A 21,017-nucleotide genomic window follows, 5' to 3' on the forward strand; every position below is an offset into this window, starting at 1 on the left:
CATCCGGATGCACGCGGGTCGGCGGCGAACTGCCATGGGAGCCTAGGCGATGATCAGGTAGATATCGCAGTTGGCGCGTATGTACTTGCCACCGGAGATCGTCGCGGGGTGGGCATCTCCCAGGACACGCCGGTAGCGGGCGAGCGTGTCGGTGAAGCGGGCCTCCGCCTCGGCGTCCTCTCCCAGCGCGCGGAGGTCGAGAGCGAGGTTCAGAGCGCACGCGAGCGTGGTCGGGTGGTCGTCACCGCCCGACTGGCGCGCGTGTTCCAGCGTCTCGACGTCCCGCTGCCGTGCCGTCTCCGCGTCGCCCATCGCGAAGATGTCGCTCGCCAGGTTGATGGCGCACGCCAGGCTCCGCGGGTGCCCCAGCCCCAGCTGCCGGACTAGATCCGAGAGGATCTCCTCATTCAGTTCGCGGGCCTTGGTCACCTGCCCCATGAGCCGCAGGGCGACCGCGAGATTCAGGCCGGCGGCCAGCGTGTTGGGATGCTCCGCGCCGTAGAGCCCGACGTACTGATCACGAACGGTGCGGCCGAGCTCGACCGCGCCGGCCAGATCCCCCGCCTGCCGCAGGCTGACGGTGTGGTTGAGCGCGGCCGCCACGGAGTCCGGCGAGCCGTCGCCGTACCGGGCGCGGCTCAGCTCCAGCGCCTGCGTGGACAACCGCAGCGCCTCGTCGTGGTCGCCGGCCCGGCGCTCCATCGCCGAAAGGGCGTTCAGGTTCTCGATCGTCCCCGGGTGACTGTCGCCGTACTTCATCCGCATCCGCTGGGTGATCTGGCGTTGGAGGTCCCGGGACTCCCGGAAGCGACCGAGCTCCATGCCGTCCACCGCCATGGCGGCCAACGCGCTGAAGGTGTTGAGGTGGTCTTCGCCGAGGACGCGGCTTCTGCGCCGGTGGGTGTCCTGGTCCAGTTCCTCGGCCTCCTTGGGCTGGCCGTTGAGCCGGAGGATCATGCCGAGGAAGAACGCGTGCTCGAGCGTGAACGGGTCATCCGGCCCGAACCGCCGCCGCGCCGCGGCGTACAGCTGCTGGTTGATCTCCAGGGCCTCGCCGAACTTGCCGAGGCAGCGCAGGTCCGCGCAGATGTACCCCTGCGCCTCGAGGGATCGCTCATGGTCGTCGCCGAGGTCGGCGACGAGGATCTCGCGCGCGTGCAGGTCGTGGCGGTACGCCTCCGAGTAGTGGCCGAGCGTGCGCAGCGCCTTGCCGAGCTTGAGTTCGGCGACCAGGGTCTGCTCGTGCCGCTCGCCCAGGCGTTCCGTCCAGACCTTGAAGGTGCGCCGGGCGAGGTCCTCGTATCCCTGGTAGTCGCCCCAGCGGTACAGGAAGTCGAACAGATTGATCACGAGCTGGTGCGCCCACGGATCGTCGCACTCGATGAGCCTGGTGAACTCGACGTGGGGCAGCAGGCTGGCGTACAGCGGCCACGTGTCGGGCGACTCCGGATCGTTCGGGTCGGAGTTGGCGAGCAGCATGTGCGCGCAGTGGCGTAGTTCGGCGGTCTCCTGCGGGGTGAGCTGGTCGAGGAGCACCCGTTGGACCAGTCGATGCAGCTGGACCGTGTTGTGCCGGTGACTGATCTTCGCGAGCGCGTACTGGTTGATCGCTCGCAGGGCGCGTCCCAGCCGGATCGGGTCCGCGAGGGTCCGGACGAGCTCCTCCGGGCCGTCGATGTGCCGTCCGCCGGACAGCAGCCTGCGGGAGATCGGCTCGGGCGCGAAGAACGCGCAGACCCGCAGGAGCTGCAGGGCCGCCGGGTCGGTCTCGTGGAGCCGTTCGAGGGAGACGTTCCAGGCGGCGGCGACCGGGACGGGATAGTCCGGCGGAGCGCCCTGCGCCATCAGCTCGCTCGCCTTCTCGGAGAAGAGCTCGAGGTACTCGCCGACCGGCATGCCGGTCTCGGCGAGCCAGACGGCGGCCTGCTCGATCGCCAGTGGAAGGTCGCCCAGCGCGCTCGCGAGCTCGCCGGCGGTCTTGTCGTCGAGGTCGGGATCGCGCATCCGCAGTAGTTCGGTGCTCTCCGCCCGGTCGAAGACGTCGACCTCGAGGGTGTGGGCGACGTGGGACCAGTGCGGATTACGGGAGGTCACCAGGACCTTGCCGGGGCCGTCCGTCGGGAAGAACTGGCGCACGCTGTCGAGATCCTCGGCGTTATCGAAGATCAGCAGCCAGTTGCGGTACGGCCGGCCGATCCTGAGCGCCTCCAGCGCGGCGGGCACCGCGACGTTGACCTCACCGGCCACGGGCAGGCCGAGCTGGGCGGCGAGCTCGGTCAGAGACTGCCTGACCTGCCCCGTGCCTTCGGCGGGCACCCACCAGATGAGGTCATAGTCGGTCGTGTGGCGGTAGACGTACTCAATGGCGAGCTGCGACTTGCCGACGCCGCCCATTCCGTGCAGCGCGTGCGGCAGCACCGCGGTGGTCCCCGCCCGCAGACGCTGATGCAGATCCGTGAGCAACTCTTCACGACCGGTGAAGTTGATGTTGCGCGGCGGAACATTGCCCCAGACCGGGGGAGGTTCGTTGGGATCACGTTCCTCGGCCGGTGGGACGGTGCGGACGGACACGCTGACTCCTGGGAAGGGGGCTATGGGTTCGGAAGCGAAAGACTCCTCAAGGGGAGTCGCGACCGCGACCTCATCACTCGGCAGCGCCATGGTGTCCTCACTGAGCATGTGGTTACGGTCAGTCATTAGATCATCACTCTCGGCTTCGGCGCGAGTCACCGGGTGCGTCGCACCGTTCTGGCCGAGTTTGCGCAGCTCGTCCCCAAGCCGGAGGGCCGGCCGGAGGTAGGGACCGCTCAGCGCCTGCAGCGCCTGGCGGACAGGATCGACGAACGCCGCCGAGCCTGCCGGGACGGCCGGGACCTTGGCCTCGCCGGGCCGGCGCAGCAGTTCGGGGAGCCGCCCCAGCACGTCGACCCGGTCGGCAAGGCAGTCCGCGAGGGCCAGCAGCACCTGAGCCGTCTCGGACCGGCGGCCGGCGGCGAGCAGCTCCGCCCGGACACCCGTGCGGAAGTCATGCGTCACGGTCACCGGCCCGGTGTCCAGCCGCCCGGCCCCGACCGGCCGGAGAAGACCACTGCCGATCACCTCTGACAGGTCCGAAGGCCGGGAGGACGGCAGCATGACGGCCTGGATGTGCCGCATCACGCGCAGGTGGAGGGGCACGGCCGCGAGGTAGACCGCGAGCCTGAAGGCGCTCGGCGAGGCCGCGGCGCGGAAGCGGCGTACGAGCTCGGACGGGTCGAGCGAGTCCGGCTTGTCCTCCGTCCCCCCGCCCGCCGGCCGGTGGTCCGGCCGGCAGAGCGCCACCGCGCCCCGCCACACGGAGGTCATTCCGCTGACGAAACGGGTCCAGCGATGGAGCTGGTCGGGCGTCATCTCGATGACCGGGACCGCCGGGCCCGCCGGGCCCGCCGAGTCGGCGCGGTAACGGTGATTGGACGCGGCGGGTTCCGGTGTCCGCAACACGTCCGGGACGGGGTTCAGGCCCGTACGACGCCATTGCCGCGCCGGGAGGGGATTGACGATGGCGACCGCGGCCGAGCGGGCCCACAGGGCCACGGCCCGCTGGCCGGCTCCGTTGTGCCAGGCTTCGCCGACACCATCGCTGAGCACGAGGAGGAGCCGCCGCCCGGTCTCTCCCAGCCTGCTCAGCACGGCGGGGGCGAGCCGGGGCCCGTCCGGGGCGGAGGCCCGCAGCTCCGGGTCGGGCGCGTCCGTGTCGAACCTGTACGTGCGGATGAGACGGAACGCGGCCGTCGACTCCAGGAGACCGACGAATTCGCGCAGCTGAGGACGGTGCAGATAGGCGAACCGGCTGTCGTCCATCACGATGTCGAGGTCGAGCCATCGCTCGCCGGCCGGGCGGCATTCCGGCAGCCACAGCCCGTCCTCGGCCGCGCGTTCGGCGGTCGCGATCTCATCGATCTCGACCTCACCGCGCCGGGACTCCGTGCGGCGCTTGAGCGGGCGTAGCGCCCGGGCCAGCCCCCTCTGGTCGAGCAGGTGGGAAGGCTCGCCGAAACCGGTGGCGGGGCCGTCGCTCACCACGAGCGGCGCCGGGCCCGCGGACAGGGCCGGGACGAGCGGTTCGCGTGCCCCTGGCGGGCCTCCGGGCAGGTCATCGCTCAGCGCGGATTCGTCCGGCGGCGGGAGCGGGTCGTGTTCCGCCGCGGACTGCGGGACCGGCGGGACGGCGGGGGCCTTCGCGGGCTTCTCGTCCGGCCCCGCGTCACCACGGCGCTGGGCGGCCGCCGCCTGCTGAGCCGCGAGCCACACGGCGTCGCCCACTTCCGACCAGGAGAGCCTGTAGGGGGGTGGACTGCTCTCGCCCCCCGGCAGCACGGAGTCGGCCGGTCGGGATGTCACTCAGGCACCGCCGACTGGCTCAAGCGTTTCCAGAGCAGGTCCAGCAGTCGTTCGCCCGGGTCGCCGGCGCGGTAGGCGCCCGAGGTCGCCAGGAAGACGGCGTTCAGCAACTGGTCGGCCGCGATCTCCGGCCGAGTGCGCCGGAGGGCGACGAATCGCCCGAGCAGCTCCTCCGTCTGCGCGTCCGCCGCCTCCGCGAGGTGGGCGGTCACCATGTCGACCAGTTGCTCCTCGGTCGGCGGCCGCAGCTCGAAGCGGATGCACCGGCGCAGGAACGCGGGCGGGAACTCGCGCTCGCCGTTGCTGGTGATGATGACGACGGGGAACGCGCGGCATCGGACGAGCCCGCGCTCGACCTCCGCGGTCGCATCGCCGTCGGCGGTGTGGACCCTGACTTCGGGCCACCGGCCGCGCACCCGGACGAGCTCGGGGATGGAGTATTCACCGTCTTCGAGGACGTCCAGGAGGTCGTTGGGGAGGTCGCCGTCTCCCTTGTCCAGCTCGTCGATCAGCAGGACCCGCGGCAGCTCGAAGGGCAACAGCGCGGTGCCGAGCGGACCGAGCTGGATGTACTCGCCGATCGTCGGCTCGTCCTCACCGCGGTGGCGGTTGACCGCGGCGTCCTGGGCGCGGCCGATGGCGTCGTAGTCGTACAGCCCCGACCGTCGCGTGCTCCGGCTGCTGATCGGCCACCGGAGCACGCGGCCGAGCTTCAGCTCGCGGCTGATCCGGTAGGCGAGGCTCGACTTGCCCACCCCGGGACGACCGGTCACCAGCAACGGCCGGCGGAGGTAGATCGCCGCGTTGACCGCGTCGGCCTCCTCGGGGTCCGCGTGACGCGAAGGGCCACCGGCGAGCCGGCCGAGTCGCCGGTCCGACTCTTCGGGTTCGTCCGGCGGTGGCGGCTGAACGGGCTCTCCGGTGAACGTCCGCCACGGGGGCGGCGGGGGCAGCACATCGCTCAGGCGCACGTCGTGCAGCGGACGGCCGGTGCCGCGGTAGATCCACCACGTGGGTGTCGGGGACAAGGGCGCGTCGCCGTGCGGTTGGCCGTGCTCGGCTGCTGGCCGTACGCCAGGTGACTGGTCGGCGCCCATGAAAGAGCGACCCCTTCTATCGCGTGAGTCGTTCCGGTAGGGGATAGGTTCGCTGCATGACAGGACTCGAATATCGACAACTGACGAGACGCCCTTGCATCAGCATCCCGCGACGCCATGTGATGCGCAAGCGGATGTGCTGATTTGGAACGCTCTATTCCGTGATTCAGAGCGGTCCTCATCACCGGCCGATCGCGTCAGGGAGGTTGTATCGGGCCGTCCACATCGAGGAAGTGCCCGTGATCATCCCAGAGAAGGGAGATGTGCAGGCCGTAGGCGGAGGTCGCGCCCTCCGCGATAATCGCGTCCTGCCGCAGCCGTTTGATCTCCGGCGGCAGGCGGCGGGCATTGATGGCGCCTATCGCGGCACCGAAATCGGCCGTAGAGTCCGAATCCCGACACCACAACACCACTGGCAGACCTGCGTGCAGCGCAGTTCTCAGCTGTGATCGACCGGGATCCACTTCCGGCGACGAGTCCAGGATACAGGCGACGGCCGCGGCTTGATCAAGATAAGCGCGGAGTTTTCGGGCGTCTCCGTTGAACTCCGGTGGCGTCGGATGGATTCGGCAGTCGTGACTGGGATCCGCGAGCATCCGGGACCTGCGACGCCAGGCATGGTGCCACGACGTTTTCGAAAGTCGATCCCGGCTGCGCACGACCACTTCGAACTCCGCACCGATCGGAATCGACTGATCGTCAAGGGGATCACGGAACCACTGGTCGACGTCGAGGTTGATGAGTTCGAACGGCAGCACGAACTCGATGGTCAGGGGGTCGTTGAACCGGCTCGCCCAGTCCGAGACGGCCTCCTGTATCAGGTCGGCCACGCGATCGCGGATGTCGTCGCCCCCGCAGCCCTCCACCGTTCCGGCCGGTTCGGGACGCCACTCGGCCGGGTGGCACTGCCTCCAGTGCGTGATGACGTACTTCCCCGGCCCCTCGGTCAGCGACGGCTCGATCATGACGATCAGATGCAGCGGAAGGCCGGCGGCGGGCCACCTGCGGTCGTCACGGAGCGCCTGGAGGGAGTCGGCCGCCTCCTCCGCTCCCACGGCGCGGAGCAGCTCCGTCTGGTGGGCGATCCACGCCCGGAGGTCCTCCGCCACGCCCTTGGCCTCGGGGGCCTGGGCGAAGAGCGTCGCGAACAGGAGATGCGGCGGCGTGCCGTCGGGCCGGGCGTTCGCGTCGAGCAGGATCGAGAACGCCTCCCACGCGTCATGCAGGTGGCCGGGAGGCGTCTGGGTCCCGCCGCAGGCGATGTAGAAGATCCGTGTCAGCTGCGGGATCGTACGGCCCTCCAGCAGCCGGCGGACGGCCGTGCAGTCGGCTGCGGGCAGGACCTCCTCGACCGGGCTGACCAGGCGCCGTACGAGGGCGGTGCCCGGCAGCTCCTTGGCGACGAAATCGAGGAAACGGACCATCGCCTTCAACGCGCCCGGCCGGTCCGCGCACGCCGCCACCACGTTGTAGAGGTGGATCTTGGGATAGTCCGAGTCCCGTACGTCCAGGGGGCCGTCCAGCTCGCGCCCGATGTGATCGACCATCGCGTCGCGGTACGACCGGTCGAGCAGCACGGGAATGCTTACCAGCGCCTCGGCGATCCGAGGCACATCGACGCCGGTCACGTCGAGCCGTTCCGCAGCCACGGGGCCGCGATCTCTCGTACCCGTCTCATGGGCAGTGAGTCGCCTTCGACGAAGGTGAGCACCTCGATCAGCTCTCGCACCCCTCCCGGGTGATCGTCACAGGTGCGGACCAGGCCGAGCAGGTGGAGCCGGGCCCGCGCGTCGTACCGGACCGTCGCCGCGATGTCGCGGCGGAGCTGACCGATGACCGAGGTCCGGCCGGCGTCATCGGCGAGCGAGGGAACCGCCTCCAGCGCACGGACCAGCGCGAGGACGTCCCCCTCTCCCGCCGGCGCCACCGCTCCTCCTACCGGCGCCACCGCTCCTCCCGCCGGCGCCACCGCTCCTCCCGCCGGCACCTCCGCGCCCGAGGCGCGCAGAGCGCGCACCTCGGCCAGCACGGCGTCGGCGTTGAGCTGGGCGGCGAGCGGGGCGAGACCCGCGTTCATCGTGGCGGCGCGCTGGAGGGCCGTGATGAACAGGTCGGGGAGCACATTGAGGGCATGCGCCGGATCGAGCCCGATCTGCTCGAAATAGGATTGGCCGGATACCGCGATATCCGGGTCGGCCAGCGGGCGGAGTTGCTCGCGGATATTTTCGACGAGCGCCTCTCGGACGGAGGAACGCCCCTCGCCGCCGTCATTCACCACGACGGGCGACATCTCGAATCGTTCCACGATGGCCCTGGTGACGTGCTCACGCCGATTCGCCGGAAGCGGTGCGACGAACGTTCCGATGGCCTCGTCCATCGCCTCCGCGAGCGCCCGACGTTCAGGTGGACCGAAAATCCTTTTTGAAACCACCCGCAAAGTGCGGTCTCCGAGGAGTTGAACGAGCCAGCCGACGATCGCTTCCGTGAGCACACTCCGATTGTGCATCAGAGTCACCCGGTTAAGACGAAAATGGTCCAGGAGCCGTCTTTCGTAACGGAGGTCCCGGGAGTCGCGACCCGCCCGTCATGGCCTCGGTGCGGCCGCGGCGAAGAATTTCGCCGAAGAATCGCGCCGGACCTCAGGCCGACCTGCGGGGCGAGAGCAGCAGGCCGACGATGGCCGGCGAAGTGGCCAGAATGCCGAGGTGGTGGGCGATCACGCCCGCGCTACGTCACCCGGCGTACGCCCCCGCCGGCCGGAGCCCGGACCCGTACCGTCCGGCGTCGTGAAAGCTTCACCGTTTTCATAGGCGCTGACCTGCGTGAACGCTGACAGAGACCGGACCCGGTTGACCCTCCGGGGACGCCGTCTCCACGATGACCGGCAGACGCACCTCGATCCGCCGGCGTGATCGGGGATCCTCCGCCCCCCTTCCGGTTCATCGACGCGGCAGTACAGCAGAGTCCCTCACGGAAAGGACGGAACATGCGCGACCTCCCCTGGCGTGCCGGCCGCTGGAAAGCGGCCATCGCCACGATGGCCGTCGCCTGCGCGGCCGTCACCGCCGGTCTGGTCACCGGCGACGCCCAGGCCGGCACGCTGTCCGGCAGCCTCTATCGCGACCCGAGCTCCCAGGTCGTCCGGTGGGTCCAGGCCAACTCGGGCGACGCGCGTACCCCTGTCATCCGTGACAAGGTCGCCAGTCAGCCACAGGCCCGCTGGCTGGCGGCGTTCGATCCCGGCACGGTGACCTCCGAGGTCGCCGGCGTGGTCAACGCCGCGAGCTCCGCGAACCAGATCCCCGTGCTGGCGGTGTACGAGATCCCCAATCGCGACTGCGGCGGCGCCAGCGCCGGCGGCGCCCCCGACTACACCCAGTACCAGCAGTGGGTCTCGGCGTTCGCCCAGGGGATGGGCGGTCGTACGGTCATCGTGATCCTGGAGACCGACGCGCTCGCCCTGCAGACCTGCCTGAGCGGTTCCGAGGTGGGGGCCCGTGACCAGGCGATCTCCCAGGCCGTACAGACGATCAAACGGGCCGATTCGAACGCCAAGGTGTACCTCGACGGCGGTCACTCGGCCTGGAACTCCGCCACCGAGCAGGGAAGCCGCCTCAAGGCCGCAGGCGTCCAGTACGCCGACGGGTTCTTCACCAACGTGTCGAACTTCCAGCCGCTGTCGAACGAGGCGGCGTACGGCCGGTCGATCATCTCCTACCTGCAGTCCCAGGGCATCTCCGGCAAGCACCAGATCATCGACACCAGCCGCAACGGCGGTTCCGTCGGCGCGCAGGGCGACTGGTGCGGCGACGACAACACCGACCACCGCATCGGCGCCTACCCGACCCTCGACACCGGCGACCAGAACGTCGACGGCTACCTGTGGATCAAACCGCCGGGTGAGGCCGACGGCTGCGCCTACCCGGCCGGGAACTTCGTTCCCGACCTCGCCTACAACCTCGCCAAGGACGCTCCCAACCCGCCGACCTCGCCCGGTCCGACACCGACGACCACACCGACCCCGCCTCCGGGCGGCCGTACCTGCACGGCGACCTACCAGACGACGAGCTCCTGGCAGGGAGGCTTCCAAGGCCAGATCTCCGTCACCGCCGGAAGCTCCGCGATCAGCGGCTGGAAGCTCACCATTCCGCTGCCCGGCGGCGTCTCGATCGGCCAGCTCTGGAACGGCACCCTGACCACCAGCGGTTCCACCGCCACCGTCACGAACGTGTCGTGGAACGGCACGCTCGCGGCCGGTGCCACCGCCCAGATCGGCTTCACCGCCACCGGCACCGCCTCCTCCCTCACCCCCGCCTGCACCGCATCGTGAACGGCGCGCGGGCCCGACTCGAAGCCCACGGCGGTGACGGTCGGGTCCGCGCCGCATCGAAGGCCCGCCAGGCGGGCCCGGCCCCGTACGCAGGGGGAAGCCGCTGGTGAGCGGCCCCGGTTCGGTTAGGGTCGAGAGAAAGACAGCGCGGATCCGGCCACTGCCCCGGACGTCTCGTGACGGCGGTCACCGGCGCTGCCCGGCGGTCCGCGACGGCACCAGATCCCCGCCGAGGGAGCCTGCCATGCTCTCAGAACAGTCCCGGCCCGTCGTCGCGGCGACGCTTCCGGTGGTCGCCGAGCACATCGGTGAGATCGCCCAGCGCTTCTACGAGCACATGTTCCGAGTGCATCCCGAGCTCCTGGACGGCACCTTCAACCGGGGGAACCAGGCCAGCGGGGAGCAGCAGCTCGCACTGGCCGGTTCGGTGGCGGCGTACGCCGGCAAGCTGCTGGAGACGCCGCAGCGGACGCCGGAGCACCTGCTGTCCCGGATCGCGCACAAGCACGCGTCGCTCGGTATCCGCCCCGATCAGTACCAGATCGTCAACGACCACCTGATGTGGGCGATCGCCGACGTCCTCGGGGAGACCGTCACCCCGCAGGTCGCCGCCGCCTGGAACGAGGTCTACTGGCTGATGGCCCACAGCCTCATCCACGAGGAGCGCGGCCTGTACGGCGCCCGCGGGGTCACGCCCGAGACCGTGTGGCGGCCGTGGGAGGTCGAGAAGAAGTTCCGGGAGACCCGGGACGTCGTCACCTTCGTGGTCAAGCGGATCGACGATCGCCTGGTGAAGACCTCACTGCCCGGTCAGTACGTCACGGTCCGGATGCGGATGCCGGACGGGATCCTCCAGCCGCGCCAGTACAGCCTGACGCGGGCCGATGACGGGTGCCATCGCCAGTTCTCGGTGAAGCGGATCCAGGCCGACGACGGTAGGCCGGCCGGCGAGATGTCGACGCTCCTGCACGATGCGGTGAACGTGGGCGACGTCCTGACGATGTCGCTCCCGTATGGGAACGTCGTGCTCGACGACTCCGGACGGCCCGTCGTCTTCGCCTCGGCGGGGATCGGGATCACCCCGATGGCCGGAATGCTCTCCCACCTGGAGAAGGCCGAGTCCAGGCTGCCCATCACGATGCTTCACGCCGATTATGAAGAGGCCACCTTTCCCCTGCGCCGCCAAGTGCTCAATGACATCGTGGAGCTGCCGCACGCGGAGCTGTACGTCTGGTACGAGAAGGGCGCGCACAGCATCGAACCGGTGAACGGCGTCTTCGCCGGGATCATGGACCTGTCCGTGGTCGACCTGCCGGGCAACGCGATCTACTACCTGTGCGGTCCGATGCCGTTCATGCGGGCGCTGCGGAGTGCGCTCCTCGCGCGGGGCGTCGTACCCGGCGACATCCACTACGAGGTCTTCGGCCCCGACCTCTGGCAGGCCGACCTGGACTGACCCGTACGCCGCCGGGGGTCGCGCGTCGCGGGACGGGGCGCTCAGGGCCGGGCGTCGTCGCCGAAGTCGGGTACGCCGGCGGACAGCAGGTGCTCCGCGCCGCCTTCGAGGGCCGTGGCCGTCTCGACGGAGCGCGGGAGCATGGTCTTCTCGTAGGCGCGGACGGCGTCGTCGACGGTGGCCGCGGTCGCGAGAGCGAGGGCGAGTTCGGCGGCGTCGAGCATGGCGAGGTTGACGCCGACGCCGAGTGGGGGCATGAGGTGGGCGGCGTCGCCGAGCAGGGTCACCGTCGGGCTGTGCTCCCAGGTGTGCGGGACCGGGAGGGCGAAGATCGGACGGTCGACGTACGGCCCGTCGTTGTCAGTGATCATCTGGCGCATGCGCGGTGACCAGTGGGCGTACTCGTCGAGGAGCAGGACGCGGATGCCGTCGGTGTCGTCGGCGGTCAGGCCGCTCGCGGTGATCCAGTCGACCGGGACCCGCCGGATGACGTAGACGCGAAGGCGGTCTCCGCCGTTCCGCTGGGCGAACAGGCCGCGCTCGCCGTCACCCGCGGCGGCGCTGCCCTGACCGACCAGCTCGGCGATACCGGGATGCCGGTCCTCGACCTCGGAGAACCACGCCTCCAGGAAGCTCACCCCGGTGTACGCGGGGACGGCGGGGGACACGGCCGGGCGTACGCGGGAGAAGGCGCCGTCGGCGCCGATGACCAGGTCGGCCTCGGCGGTGGTGCCGTCGGCGAAGTGCAACCGCCGCGGCCCGTCGGCGGGCCCGCTGATCGTGTCGAGGGCACGGCCCCAGCGCACGGTGCCCGGCTGCAGGGAGCCGAGCAGCAGGTCGCGCAGCCGACCGCGGTCGATCTCCGGTTTGAAGAGCTCGTCGGCCTCCGGGACGTGGTGGAACAGGATCGTACCGGTCGGGTCCAGCTGGCGCATCTCCTGCCCTTCGGGGCGGGCCAGCTCGAAGAACTCGTCGAGCAGGCCGGCCTCGCGCAGGGCGATCTGGCCGTTGTCGGCGTGCAGGTCGAGGGTGCCGCCCTGGTCGCGCGCGCCGGGGCCCGGGTCACGGTCGTAGACGGTGACGGCCAGGCCATGCCGCTGGAGGACGCGGGCGCAGGTCAGTCCGCCGGGTCCGGCGCCGATGATGCCGATCCGGGCGTGGGCGGGTGCCGGGGAGTTCATGGTCGTGTCTCCGATCAGGGAGGAACGGATGGGTTCCTGATGGCTCCAAGCAAAGCAGACCGAGTCGAAAAGTGCAACAAGTCAACTTTCATTCCGGTACTATTGGTTGATAGGTTCTTCCCATGACGACGCCCCCCGTCGGCCGCCGCGAACGCAAGAAGGCGGCCACCCGGCAAGCGATCGCCGACGCCGCACTGCGGCTCTTCCTGGAGCGCGGGTACGAGCAGGTGAGCGTCCGCGACATCGCCGACGCGGCCGACGTGGCGACCGCCACGGTGTTCAAGCACTTCCCCGGCAAGGAGGCGCTGGTCTTCGACGAGGAGGAGGCCAGGGAGTCCGAGCTGGTCGCCGCGGTACGGCGGCGCGCCGCCCGTCAGAGCGTCCTCGACGCCCTCCGGCAGCACGTCCTCGACACCTGGCTGCCCATCGCGGCGCATCCGCAGCGGGCCGAGTTCGTCGAGCTGGTGGAGTCCACGCCGGCCCTCCGCGCGTACGCCGAACGCATGTGGACCCGCCACACCGACGCCCTCGGCGCCGCCATCGCCGACGAGATCGGCGCCGACCACGACGACCTCGCGTGCGCGGCGCTCGCTCGATTCGTCCTCGAGATCCCGGCCCTCACCCGCGGCCGACAGGACCGCCGAGCCGCCGTCGACACGGTCTTCGACATCCTCGCCCACGGCTGGGGCTCGTCCGGCTGAGGGTCACCCGAGCAGGTGCGCCGACGCGCCCCCTCGGGGTGGACGCCTACGAGGAGGTACGGACGTCGCTCGTCGCCCGGCCCGCCGAACGGAACACGCGCGGGACCGGCCGGGGCCGAGGACCGGGCCGGGACGCGCTCATCCCCGGCGCTCGGCCGAGCCCTGCGATGGGGTCGTGGCGACCGGGGCCCACAGGCGATCGGCGTCACCGGCGGCGAGACTCCCCCGATAGACGTCGATCTTGTGGTCGATGAGCTCGAGGTTGTCCTGGAGCTCCGCCAGCTTGGCGACCACGTCGGCGCGATGGGCCTCCAGCAGGGCCAGCCGTTCCGCCTCGTTACCCGGACCGGCCGCGACCAGCTCGGCGTACCGGCGGATGCCCCTGATCGGCATCCCGGTGGCACGCAGCTTCGTGCAGATCACGATCCATTTGAGGTCGAGCTCGTGATAGCGGCGGCGGCCGCCGCTCGTACGGCCGACGGGACTGACGACCAGGCCGGCGCGCTCGTAGTACCGGAGGGTGTGCACGCTGACCCCGGTGCGCCGGGCCGCCTCGGCGATGGGCACGCCGTCGGCGGGCACGGCATAGTGCCCCCGCTTCGGGCCGGCGTGCGCCGGCTGCCTCTTGACTTCGAGCACGCTCTAAATCCTAGCGTCGCGGCCATGTCCACTCCTGATTCATCCCGAGGCGCCCCCACGATCCTGATCGTCGGAGCCGGGCGCGGGCTCGGGCACGCCCTGGCGGAACAGTTCTTCGCGAGGGACTGGAACGTCATCGGCACGGTCCGGCCCGGCTCGTCGCGCACCAGGCTCCATGATCTGGCCGAGACCGCCGGCGGCCGGGTGGAGATCGAGACCCTCGACATCAACGAGCCGCCGCAGATCACGGCCCTGCGCGACCGCCTGGCGGGCAGGGCTCTCGACATCCTGTTCGTCAACGCCGGGATCACCACGGCCGAGGAGCACGTCACGATCGGAGAGGTGACGACCGAGGAGTTCACGCGCGTGATGGTCACGAACGCGCTGAGTCCGATGCGCGTCATCGAGTCGCTCCAGGACCTGGTCCCGGCCACCGGCCTCATCGGTGCCATGTCGTCCGGGCAGGGCAGCATCGGCAACAACGAGACCGGGATGCGGGAGGTCTACCGCGGCAGCAAGGCGGCGCTGAACATGTTCATGCGGAGCTTCGCGGCCCGGCAGCCCGACCCGCCACGAACGATGCTGGTCATGGCGCCCGGATGGATCCGCACGGACCTGGGCGGGCCGGACGCGCCGTTCACCATCGAGGAGACCATCCCCCGGCTGGTCGACGTCATGCTCGCCCAGAAGGGGACCCCCGGCCTGCGGTTCCTCGACCGCTTCGGCCGACCCGTCCCCTGGTGACCCGCACCCGGCCGGTGCGGTCCTCCCGACAGGCCCGGCCGCCCATGCGGCTCAAGGTCTGGTCGCGAACGTCCAGCGGTTGACGGCGAGCGCGTCGGGGCGGTCTGGTTCGGGGAGCGGGCCACGCCCGTAGCGGCGGGTGAAGTCGAACGCGGTGTGGACCGACACGTCCCAGCCCCGGGTGGCCAGATCGGCGGCGGAGTCGGGTCGCGGCTCCAGGTCGAACATGGCGAGGAGGTCGATGCCGGTCCGTTTCGCCACCGAGTAGATCGGGCTCTCGCGGACGGCCGTCGACTCGGGGCCGAGCTTGACCTCGTAGGCCAGCGCGCTCCCGTGCGGGCTCAGCGCGTCCACCGTCCCGATGAGGGAGCGCTCGGCGGCCGGGGGCAGGTAGAGCAGCAGGCCCTCGGCGATCCAGGCGGTGGCCACGGCGGGGTCGAAGCCCGCGCCGGTCAGCGCCCCGGTCCAGTCGTCACGTAGATCGGCCGCGACCGTGACGCGCTCGGTCTTCGGCGCGGCACCCAGCTCGCCCAGCACCCGATCCTTGAACGCCAGGACACCCTCCTGGTCGAGCTCGAAGACCCTGCGGCCGGGCGGCCAGTCGAGGCGGTACGCCCGCGTGTCGAGACCGGCTCCGAACAGCACCACCTGCCGGGCCCCCGCGTCCACCCGCCGCAGGACGAAGTCGTCGAAGACCCGCGTCCGTAAGCCGAAGTAGCGCCCCAGCCGGCCCCACAACGGATCGACCTCGCCGTCCGGGACCTGCTGGGGACGCACGGGCCAATCGGCGGACGCCCGTGCCGCGCGCACGAAGTGCTCGGCGTAGACGTCCTGGGCCAGGGTGTCTCGGCGGTGCGTCTCGATCGCCCGCGCCGCGGCGACCATGAGGGCGGTCAGCCCGACGCCTTCCTCCACACCGGTGATGTCGGCCATGGGGTGCTCCTCTCCGGGCCCGCCGTGCGGCCGGCGTACTCGCCATCATGCCGCGAGGCGGCGGGCCGGGCCGGTGCCCGTCACGGGCATCGGCCCGGCGCCGGCCGCGCGCCGCGCGTCAGACCAAGGTGTCACCGACGGCGTGGACGCCTCTGGCGAGGAAGTAGTCCTCGATGGCGGTCCGCCACTCGCCCGCGGAGACCTGACCGGTCCCGTACGGGTCGAATGCCCGGAAGAGCGCCTCGACGTTCTCCTCCGGGAATCCGACGGCCCGCATGCCCCGCACGAAGTCGGCGTGCTGGACGTAGCCGTCATCGTCCCGGTCGCAGATCGCGGTGAGCGCGTCGGCGTACGGCCGGACGTTCACCTCGTAGCCGGTGGGCTCGTGGAACCGTGCGTACTCCTCGTAGGTCAGCTTCCCGTCGTGGTTCTCGTCGAGGGCGCCGGCCAGGCCCTCCCAGTAGCGCCGGCATCCCGCGTGGAACGCCTGCGCCTTGGCCGAGCCCTCCGGGACGTCCAGGGCCCGGGCGACCCGGTGCGCGAGCCTGTCGAAGTCGTCGGCCTCCAGGTAGCCGTTCGAGTCCGTGTCGAGCGCGTTGAACGCGGCCTTGATCCGATCCAGCCGTGCATCCATCGGGGGAACCTCCAGGGAAGGCGTGATGCCGCGATGCGGACGGTGACACCGTAACCACCTATAGTGATCGAACACAGCCTTCCCGGATGGAGCGGCCGACATCGGCCATCGCCGCCGTACACCCCGCGGCGCGCCCCTCACCTCCGGGCAGCGGAACCACTCCCGGGCAGCGGGACCGCCGCCGCCCCTCGCGTCGGTCGTGGTCAGCGGTAGAAGACGGCGACGCCACCGTGGTGGGAGCATGCGCCCTGATGGTGGGCGGCGTACGAGTAGGTGCCGTCATTGCAGCGCGCCGTCGCGCCGGCCGGATGGCCGGGCGGCTTGGGGGCCGCCACGGGCCGCTTCGGCCGGCTCGGCGCCCGATGCGGCTTCGGCGGGTGCGGCCGGTGGGCAGGGATTCGGCCGGTGCCCGCGTGGGCCGTCGGAGTCGACGAGCCCTCCGGTGTCGAAGACGGCGGGGGCGGGAGGACCGCGGAGGGCGAGTCGGCCGGTGTCGTGGACGTGCCGGCCCAGGCGGAGGGCGTGGCCGCCCCGCCGGCGTCGGTCGCGGTCGTGCGGCATCCGCCGAGCAGCAGTGCCGCGCCGAGGATCAGGGCCGGTGTCCGATGGCGCATCGCCGTCTCCCGTCGTAGAGGACGCGAGTTGGACGGCCGCATACCGGGGTGGGTTGCCACAAACTCGGGTGGTGGCGACATACGGCCAATCGCGCGCGATACGTAACGCGGGGAACCGGTGAGCGCGCGTCAGGCGGTGGCCGAGACGTCGCGGTAGTACTGGATCTTCCCGCGAAGGTGTTTCCGCTGGGCGAGCAGCGTCTCGATCTGCCGGTCGATGCGCTCGTCGTGCGCCTCGAGGAGGGCGATGCGCTCACCGAGCGTCGCGTCGCCGCCCCGGGACAACTCGGCGTAGCGCCGCATCTCCGCGATCGGCATCCCGGTGTCCCGGAGGCAGCGCAGGATGCCGAGGAAGCCCAGGTCATCGGCGCTGAAACGGCGCCGTCCCGCGGCCGTACGGTCGATCCGGTCGAGCAGGCCGATCTTCTCGTAGTAGCGGAGCGTGTCGATGCTGAAGCCGGTCTTCTCCGCCGTCTGGGCCGGTGAATAGAACGTCACATCGTCGATGATCACACCTGGAGCGCGCTCCAGGTCAAGCTCCAGGAGTCGCCACCGGCTTGACCTGGAGCGCGCTCCAGATCGCAGAGTGTGTCGCGTCCCGATCAACCCCACGACAGGACGCGATCATGCGGCAACGGACACTCGCCGACGGAACGGCCGTCAGCGCGCTCTGCCTCGGCGCCATGTGGTTCGGCACCCGGACCGACGAGAAGACGGCGTACGCCATCCTCGACCGGTTCGTCGAGACCGGCGGCACCCTCATCGACACCGCCGACAACTACGCCTTCTGGGCCGGCGCCGGCGGGGAGAGCGAGACGGTGCTCGGCCGCTGGCTGGCCGACCGTGGCGCGCGCGACCAGGTGGTGCTCAGCACCAAAGTGGGCGCGCAGCCGACCGTCCCGGGCACGACCTGGCGGGAGAGCGGCGAGGGACTGTCGGGGCGCGAGCCCGCCGGTCAGGCGGTGGGGATCCGGTCGAGGAGGTCGGCGAGGCCGTCGGCGTCGAGGAGGTCGGCGGGACGGATCGTCCGGTTCGCCGCGACGTAGTGGAACGCGGCGCTGACCTTCTCGACCGGCACGCCGGCGAGCTGGGCCCAGGCGATGCGGTACGCGGCGAGCTGCACCGCCACGACCCGCGCCTCGTCACCGGCCGGCGGCCGGCCGGTCTTCCAGTCGACGACCTCGTACCCTCCGTCGCCGGTACGGAAGACCGCGTCCATCCGGCCACGGATCAGCCGGTCGCCGATCATCGTCTCGAACGGCACCTCGACCTCGTGGGGTTCGCGGTCGGCCCAGGCGCTGCGTTCGAACGCCACCCGCAGCGTGTCCAGCTCGTCGTCGCCTCCGGCGTCCTCGTCGGAGGCGCCGGGCAGGTCGTCGAGGTCGAGCAGCCGCTGCTGGCCCCAGCGGGACTCCAGCCAGCGGTGGAACGCGGTGCCGCGCCGGGCGTACGGGGCCGGGGGCCGGGGCAGCGGCCGGCGGATCTGGCGGGCCAGCGCCGCCGGGTCGCGGGCCAGGGTGACCAGGGAGGACACCGACAGGTGGGCGGGCAGGTCCACCGCCAGGCCGTCGGCGCCGCGGGCGCGGTCGCGTTCGGCCAGGAGCAGCTCCACGTCGCGGGCCCAGGCGGCGGCCCGGCGGCGGTCGCGCGGGGTTAGCGGGAGGTAGCCGAGCCGGACCCGGCCCTGCATGGCGTCCTCGACCATCCGGGCGCCCTCGGCCACCGCGTCGTACCGTTCGCCCTCGGGCAGGGCCGGCCAGGACGCGGTGTCCTGCTCGGCGAGCAGCGGGTTCTCCTCGTCCAGGGGCTCGTCGGCCCAGTAGCCGACCTGGCCGGCGCCGGCCTCGCACGCCTCCCGGATCTCCTCCAGGAACGGCGACGGCCGCAGCGGGCGGCTTGCGGTGCCCCAGCGGTACCCCGTCGTGATCAGCAGGTGGCGGGCCCGGGTGACCGCGACGTACGCCAGGCGGCGCTCCTCGCGCAGGTCGCGTTCGGCGGTGGCGGCGTTGAACGCCTCGACGTCGTCCTTCTGCAGGCCGATCAGCGGCGGCAGGTCCGCGCGGTCGCCGCGCAGCGGGTACGGCAGGACGCGGGCGTTCTCCGTCCAGCGGGAGGAGTTCTGCGGCTTGGCGGGGAAGACCGAGCCGGAGTTCGGGGTCTCGGTCCTCGTCGGGTTCCACACCAGGCCCGGGATGGCCACGACGTCCCACTCCAGGCCCTTGGCGGCGTGCACGGTCAGCAGCTTGACGCTGTTGGTCTCCCCGACCCGGCCCGCCTCCAGGCCGAACTCCTCCGTCTCGGCGGCCTTCAGGTAGGCGAGGAACGCGCTCAGCGTCGGGTCCTCCGCGTCGCCCGCGAAGGACGCCGCCGCGTCGACGAACGCGTCCAGGTCGGCGCGGGCGGTCACCGGGTCCAGGCCCGGCCGGGAGGCGACCTCGATGTCCAGGCCGAGGGTGCGTTCCACCTCCGTCACCAGGTCGGGCAGCGGCAGGCCGACGTGGCGGCGCAGGACGCGCAGCTCGTCGCGGAGGCGTTCGAGCCGGGCGTACCCCTCCGGGCTGAAGTTCTCCGCCGGGCCCAGGTCGTCGAGGGCGTCGACGAGGCTGCCGTGCTCGTCGTTCAGCTCCTGGACGACCTGCCGGAGCGGGTCGGCGGTCGTCGTCTCCGGCTCCTCGAAGGGGTCGGCCGGGTCCGGGTCCGCCGCGGGACCGGCGTCGGGGTGCAGGTCACGCGCTCCCTCGCGGGCGAGTTCGCGGGCACGGCGGCCGAGGGAGACCAGGTCGCGGGGGCCCAGGCGCCAGCGCGGCCCGGTGAGCAGCCGGGCCAGCGAGGCGCCGGCCGTCGGGTCGTGCACGACCCGGAGGGTCGCGACGACGTCCTGCACCTCCGGGACGGTGAGCAGCCCGCCGAGGCCCACCACCTCGACCGGGACGCCGCGCGCCTCCAGCGCCGCCCGGATCAGCGGGAACTGCGCCCGCTTACGGGCCAGGACGGCGACGTCGGACGGCTGCAGGCCGGGGCCGTGCCGGCTGGTCTTCTCCCACGGCTCCCCGTCGGGCGCGAGGTCCTTCGGCTGCCGCAGGAGGCCGGCGATGCGGTGGGCGAGCCGCTCGGCCTCGTCCTCGACCGTGTCGAGCAGCGCGCACTCGACCCGCCCGCGGCCCTGCTGCGCGGCGCCGGGCCACAGCCGGGGGACGTCCTTCGCCTCCTCCCGCAGCTCGCCCTGGATGCGGGCGGCCGCGTCGAGGACGCGTTCGCCGTTGCGGAAGCTCGTCGACAGCTGCCGCATCGGCGCGGGACGCTCGCCGTGCGGGAAGTCACGGACGAAGCCGAGGAGGTTCCCCGCGCTCGCGCCCCGCCAGCCGTAGATCGACTGGCACGGGTCGCCGACGGCCGTGACCGGGTGGCCGCCGCCGAACAGCGACTTCAGCAGCACGAGCTGCGCGTGGCTGGTGTCCTGGTACTCGTCCAGGAGCACGGCGGCATAGCGCGAACGCTCGATCTGGCCGACCTCCGGATGCTCGGCGGCGATCCGCGCGGCGAGCGCCATCTGGTCGCCGTGGTCGAGGACCTCCCGCCTCGCCTTCGCCCGCTGGTACGCCTCGACCAGCGGCAGCAGCTGCTCGCGCGTCGCCTGGGCGTCGGTGACGCGGCCCTGATGCTTCTTGGTGGGCTTCTTGACCTCCGCGACCCGCTCGCGCAGCCAGGCGCCGACCCTGCGCACGTCCTCGGGGGTGCGCAGGTGCTCCGCCAGCTCCCCCGACAGCCCGATCACGGCCTTCGTTACGGTGTCGGGTCCCCAGTCGACGGCGTCCATCGGCCCGTCGTACGCGTCGACGACCCGCGCCGCGATCTGCCAGGCCACCGCCGGGGTGACCAGCCGCATCGTCGGCTCCAGCGCCGCCCGCAGCGCGTGGTCCCCGAAGAGCCGCGCGGCGTACGCGTGGTACGTCGAGACCGTCGGCTCACCGTCGAGGATCTCCGGGTCGATGAGGTCGTCGTGCTCACGGAGCTGGTCGAGCCGCCGGCGTACGCGCTCGGCCAGCTCGGCCGCGGCCTTGCGGGTGAACGTCAGGCCCAGCACCCGCTCGGGCCGGATCAGGCCGTTCGCGACCAGCCACACGACGCGGGCCGCCATCGTCTCGCTCTTGCCGGACCCCGCCCCCGCGATGACCGCCATCGGCGCGAGCGGCGCCTCGATCACGGCGGCCTGGTCCGGCGTCGGCTCAGGAACCCCGAGCCGCTGCGCCAGCTCCTGCGGACTGATCACGGCGTCCCCTCGTCGTACGGGACGGTCACGGCGCGCCC

At 71.5% G+C, this 21,017-nt stretch carries 17 protein-coding genes; 6 read left to right on the forward strand and 11 right to left on the reverse strand.

The genetic code is table 11. The features are described 5' to 3' along the window. Positions 1–42: 42 nt before the first annotated feature. The 4 genes from fxsT to NE235_RS22670 form a co-directional block, all read right to left on the reverse strand. Entirely contained in the window at positions 43–4,302 is a 4,260-nt protein-coding gene (gene fxsT, locus NE235_RS22655; RefSeq protein ID WP_252806193.1) for an FxSxx-COOH system tetratricopeptide repeat protein, read from the reverse strand. Positions 4,303–4,376: 74 nt separating this feature from the next. Beyond that, entirely contained in the window at positions 4,377–5,408 is a 1,032-nt protein-coding gene (locus NE235_RS22660; RefSeq protein ID WP_252806195.1) for an AAA family ATPase, read from the reverse strand. A 266-nt stretch (positions 5,409–5,674) separates the two neighbouring features. After that, a complete protein-coding gene (locus NE235_RS22665) occupies positions 5,675–7,126 on the reverse strand; it encodes a VMAP-C domain-containing protein (RefSeq protein ID WP_252806197.1) in 1,452 nt (483 codons plus the stop codon). Continuing rightward, on the reverse strand, positions 7,102–7,599 hold the full coding sequence (locus NE235_RS22670) for an effector-associated domain 2-containing protein (protein WP_252806199.1): 498 nt from the start codon (positions 7,597–7,599) through the stop codon (positions 7,102–7,104). Before NE235_RS22670 ends, NE235_RS22665 begins: the two co-directional genes overlap by 25 nt. A 9-nt stretch (positions 7,600–7,608) precedes the next feature. On the opposite strand from NE235_RS22670, the gene NE235_RS22675 reads away from it, so the two are divergent. The 3 genes from NE235_RS22675 to NE235_RS22685 all read left to right on the forward strand — a co-directional run bounded on the left by NE235_RS22675 (position 7,609) and on the right by NE235_RS22685 (position 11,263). Further along, the gene (locus NE235_RS22675; RefSeq protein WP_252806201.1) at positions 7,609–7,902 is read left to right on the forward strand and encodes a hypothetical protein; all 294 of its coding nucleotides are present in this window, start codon (positions 7,609–7,611) and stop codon (positions 7,900–7,902) included. A gap of 561 nt (positions 7,903–8,463) precedes the next feature. Further along, entirely contained in the window at positions 8,464–9,807 is a 1,344-nt protein-coding gene (locus tag NE235_RS22680) for a glycoside hydrolase family 6 protein (RefSeq protein ID WP_252806203.1), read from the forward strand. Between the two features lie 244 nt (positions 9,808–10,051). After that, positions 10,052–11,263, forward strand: coding sequence for a globin domain-containing protein (locus NE235_RS22685; RefSeq protein WP_252806205.1), 1,212 nt, complete (start codon positions 10,052–10,054; stop codon positions 11,261–11,263). 41 nt (positions 11,264–11,304) lie between these two features. Here the strand turns inward: NE235_RS22685 and NE235_RS22690 are convergent, their stop codons facing one another. Then, on the reverse strand, positions 11,305–12,444 hold the full coding sequence (locus NE235_RS22690) for an FAD-dependent oxidoreductase (protein ID WP_252806207.1): 1,140 nt from the start codon (positions 12,442–12,444) through the stop codon (positions 11,305–11,307). Between the two features lie 122 nt (positions 12,445–12,566). Between NE235_RS22690 and NE235_RS22695 the strand changes: the two genes are divergently transcribed. Further along, positions 12,567–13,145 carry a TetR/AcrR family transcriptional regulator gene (locus NE235_RS22695; RefSeq protein WP_252806209.1) on the forward strand — a complete coding sequence of 193 codons (579 nt, stop codon included), beginning with the start codon at positions 12,567–12,569 and terminating at the stop codon, positions 13,143–13,145. A 138-nt stretch (positions 13,146–13,283) separates the two neighbouring features. Here the strand turns inward: NE235_RS22695 and NE235_RS22700 are convergent, their stop codons facing one another. Further along, on the reverse strand, positions 13,284–13,784 hold the full coding sequence (locus NE235_RS22700; RefSeq protein ID WP_308206132.1) for a MerR family transcriptional regulator: 501 nt from the start codon (positions 13,782–13,784) through the stop codon (positions 13,284–13,286). Positions 13,785–13,808: 24 nt separating this feature from the next. On the opposite strand from NE235_RS22700, the gene NE235_RS22705 reads away from it, so the two are divergent. Further along, complete coding sequence (locus NE235_RS22705) at positions 13,809–14,528, forward strand: SDR family NAD(P)-dependent oxidoreductase (protein WP_252806212.1); 720 nt, start codon at positions 13,809–13,811, stop codon at positions 14,526–14,528. Positions 14,529–14,579: 51 nt separating this feature from the next. Here the strand turns inward: NE235_RS22705 and NE235_RS22710 are convergent, their stop codons facing one another. The 4 genes from NE235_RS22710 to NE235_RS22725 all read right to left on the reverse strand — a co-directional run bounded on the left by NE235_RS22710 (position 14,580) and on the right by NE235_RS22725 (position 17,207). Next, positions 14,580–15,461: a class I SAM-dependent methyltransferase gene (locus NE235_RS22710; protein ID WP_252806214.1), complete on the reverse strand. Its 882-nt coding sequence runs from the start codon at positions 15,459–15,461 to the stop codon at positions 14,580–14,582. Positions 15,462–15,579: 118 nt separating this feature from the next. After that, positions 15,580–16,095: an EF-hand domain-containing protein gene (locus NE235_RS22715; protein WP_252806216.1), complete on the reverse strand. Its 516-nt coding sequence runs from the start codon at positions 16,093–16,095 to the stop codon at positions 15,580–15,582. Positions 16,096–16,298: 203 nt separating this feature from the next. Next, positions 16,299–16,709 (reverse strand): DUF3761 domain-containing protein, encoded by a 411-nt coding sequence (locus tag NE235_RS22720; RefSeq protein ID WP_252806219.1) that lies wholly within the window; start codon positions 16,707–16,709, stop codon positions 16,299–16,301. 129 nt (positions 16,710–16,838) lie between these two features. Then, a complete protein-coding gene (locus tag NE235_RS22725) occupies positions 16,839–17,207 on the reverse strand; it encodes a MerR family transcriptional regulator (protein ID WP_252806221.1) in 369 nt (122 codons plus the stop codon). 128 nt (positions 17,208–17,335) lie between these two features. Between NE235_RS22725 and NE235_RS22730 the strand changes: the two genes are divergently transcribed. After that, positions 17,336–17,755, forward strand: coding sequence for an aldo/keto reductase (locus NE235_RS22730; protein WP_308206133.1), 420 nt, complete (start codon positions 17,336–17,338; stop codon positions 17,753–17,755). On the opposite strand, the gene NE235_RS22735 is transcribed toward NE235_RS22730, so the two are convergent. Then, positions 17,665–20,979: an ATP-dependent helicase gene (locus NE235_RS22735; RefSeq protein WP_252806223.1), complete on the reverse strand. Its 3,315-nt coding sequence runs from the start codon at positions 20,977–20,979 to the stop codon at positions 17,665–17,667. The genes NE235_RS22730 and NE235_RS22735 overlap by 91 nt on opposite strands. Positions 20,980–21,017: the final 38 nt, after the last annotated feature.

It is taken from the genome of Actinoallomurus spadix, assembly GCF_024055725.1.
Lineage (GTDB): Bacteria > Actinomycetota > Actinomycetes > Streptosporangiales > Streptosporangiaceae > Actinoallomurus > Actinoallomurus spadix.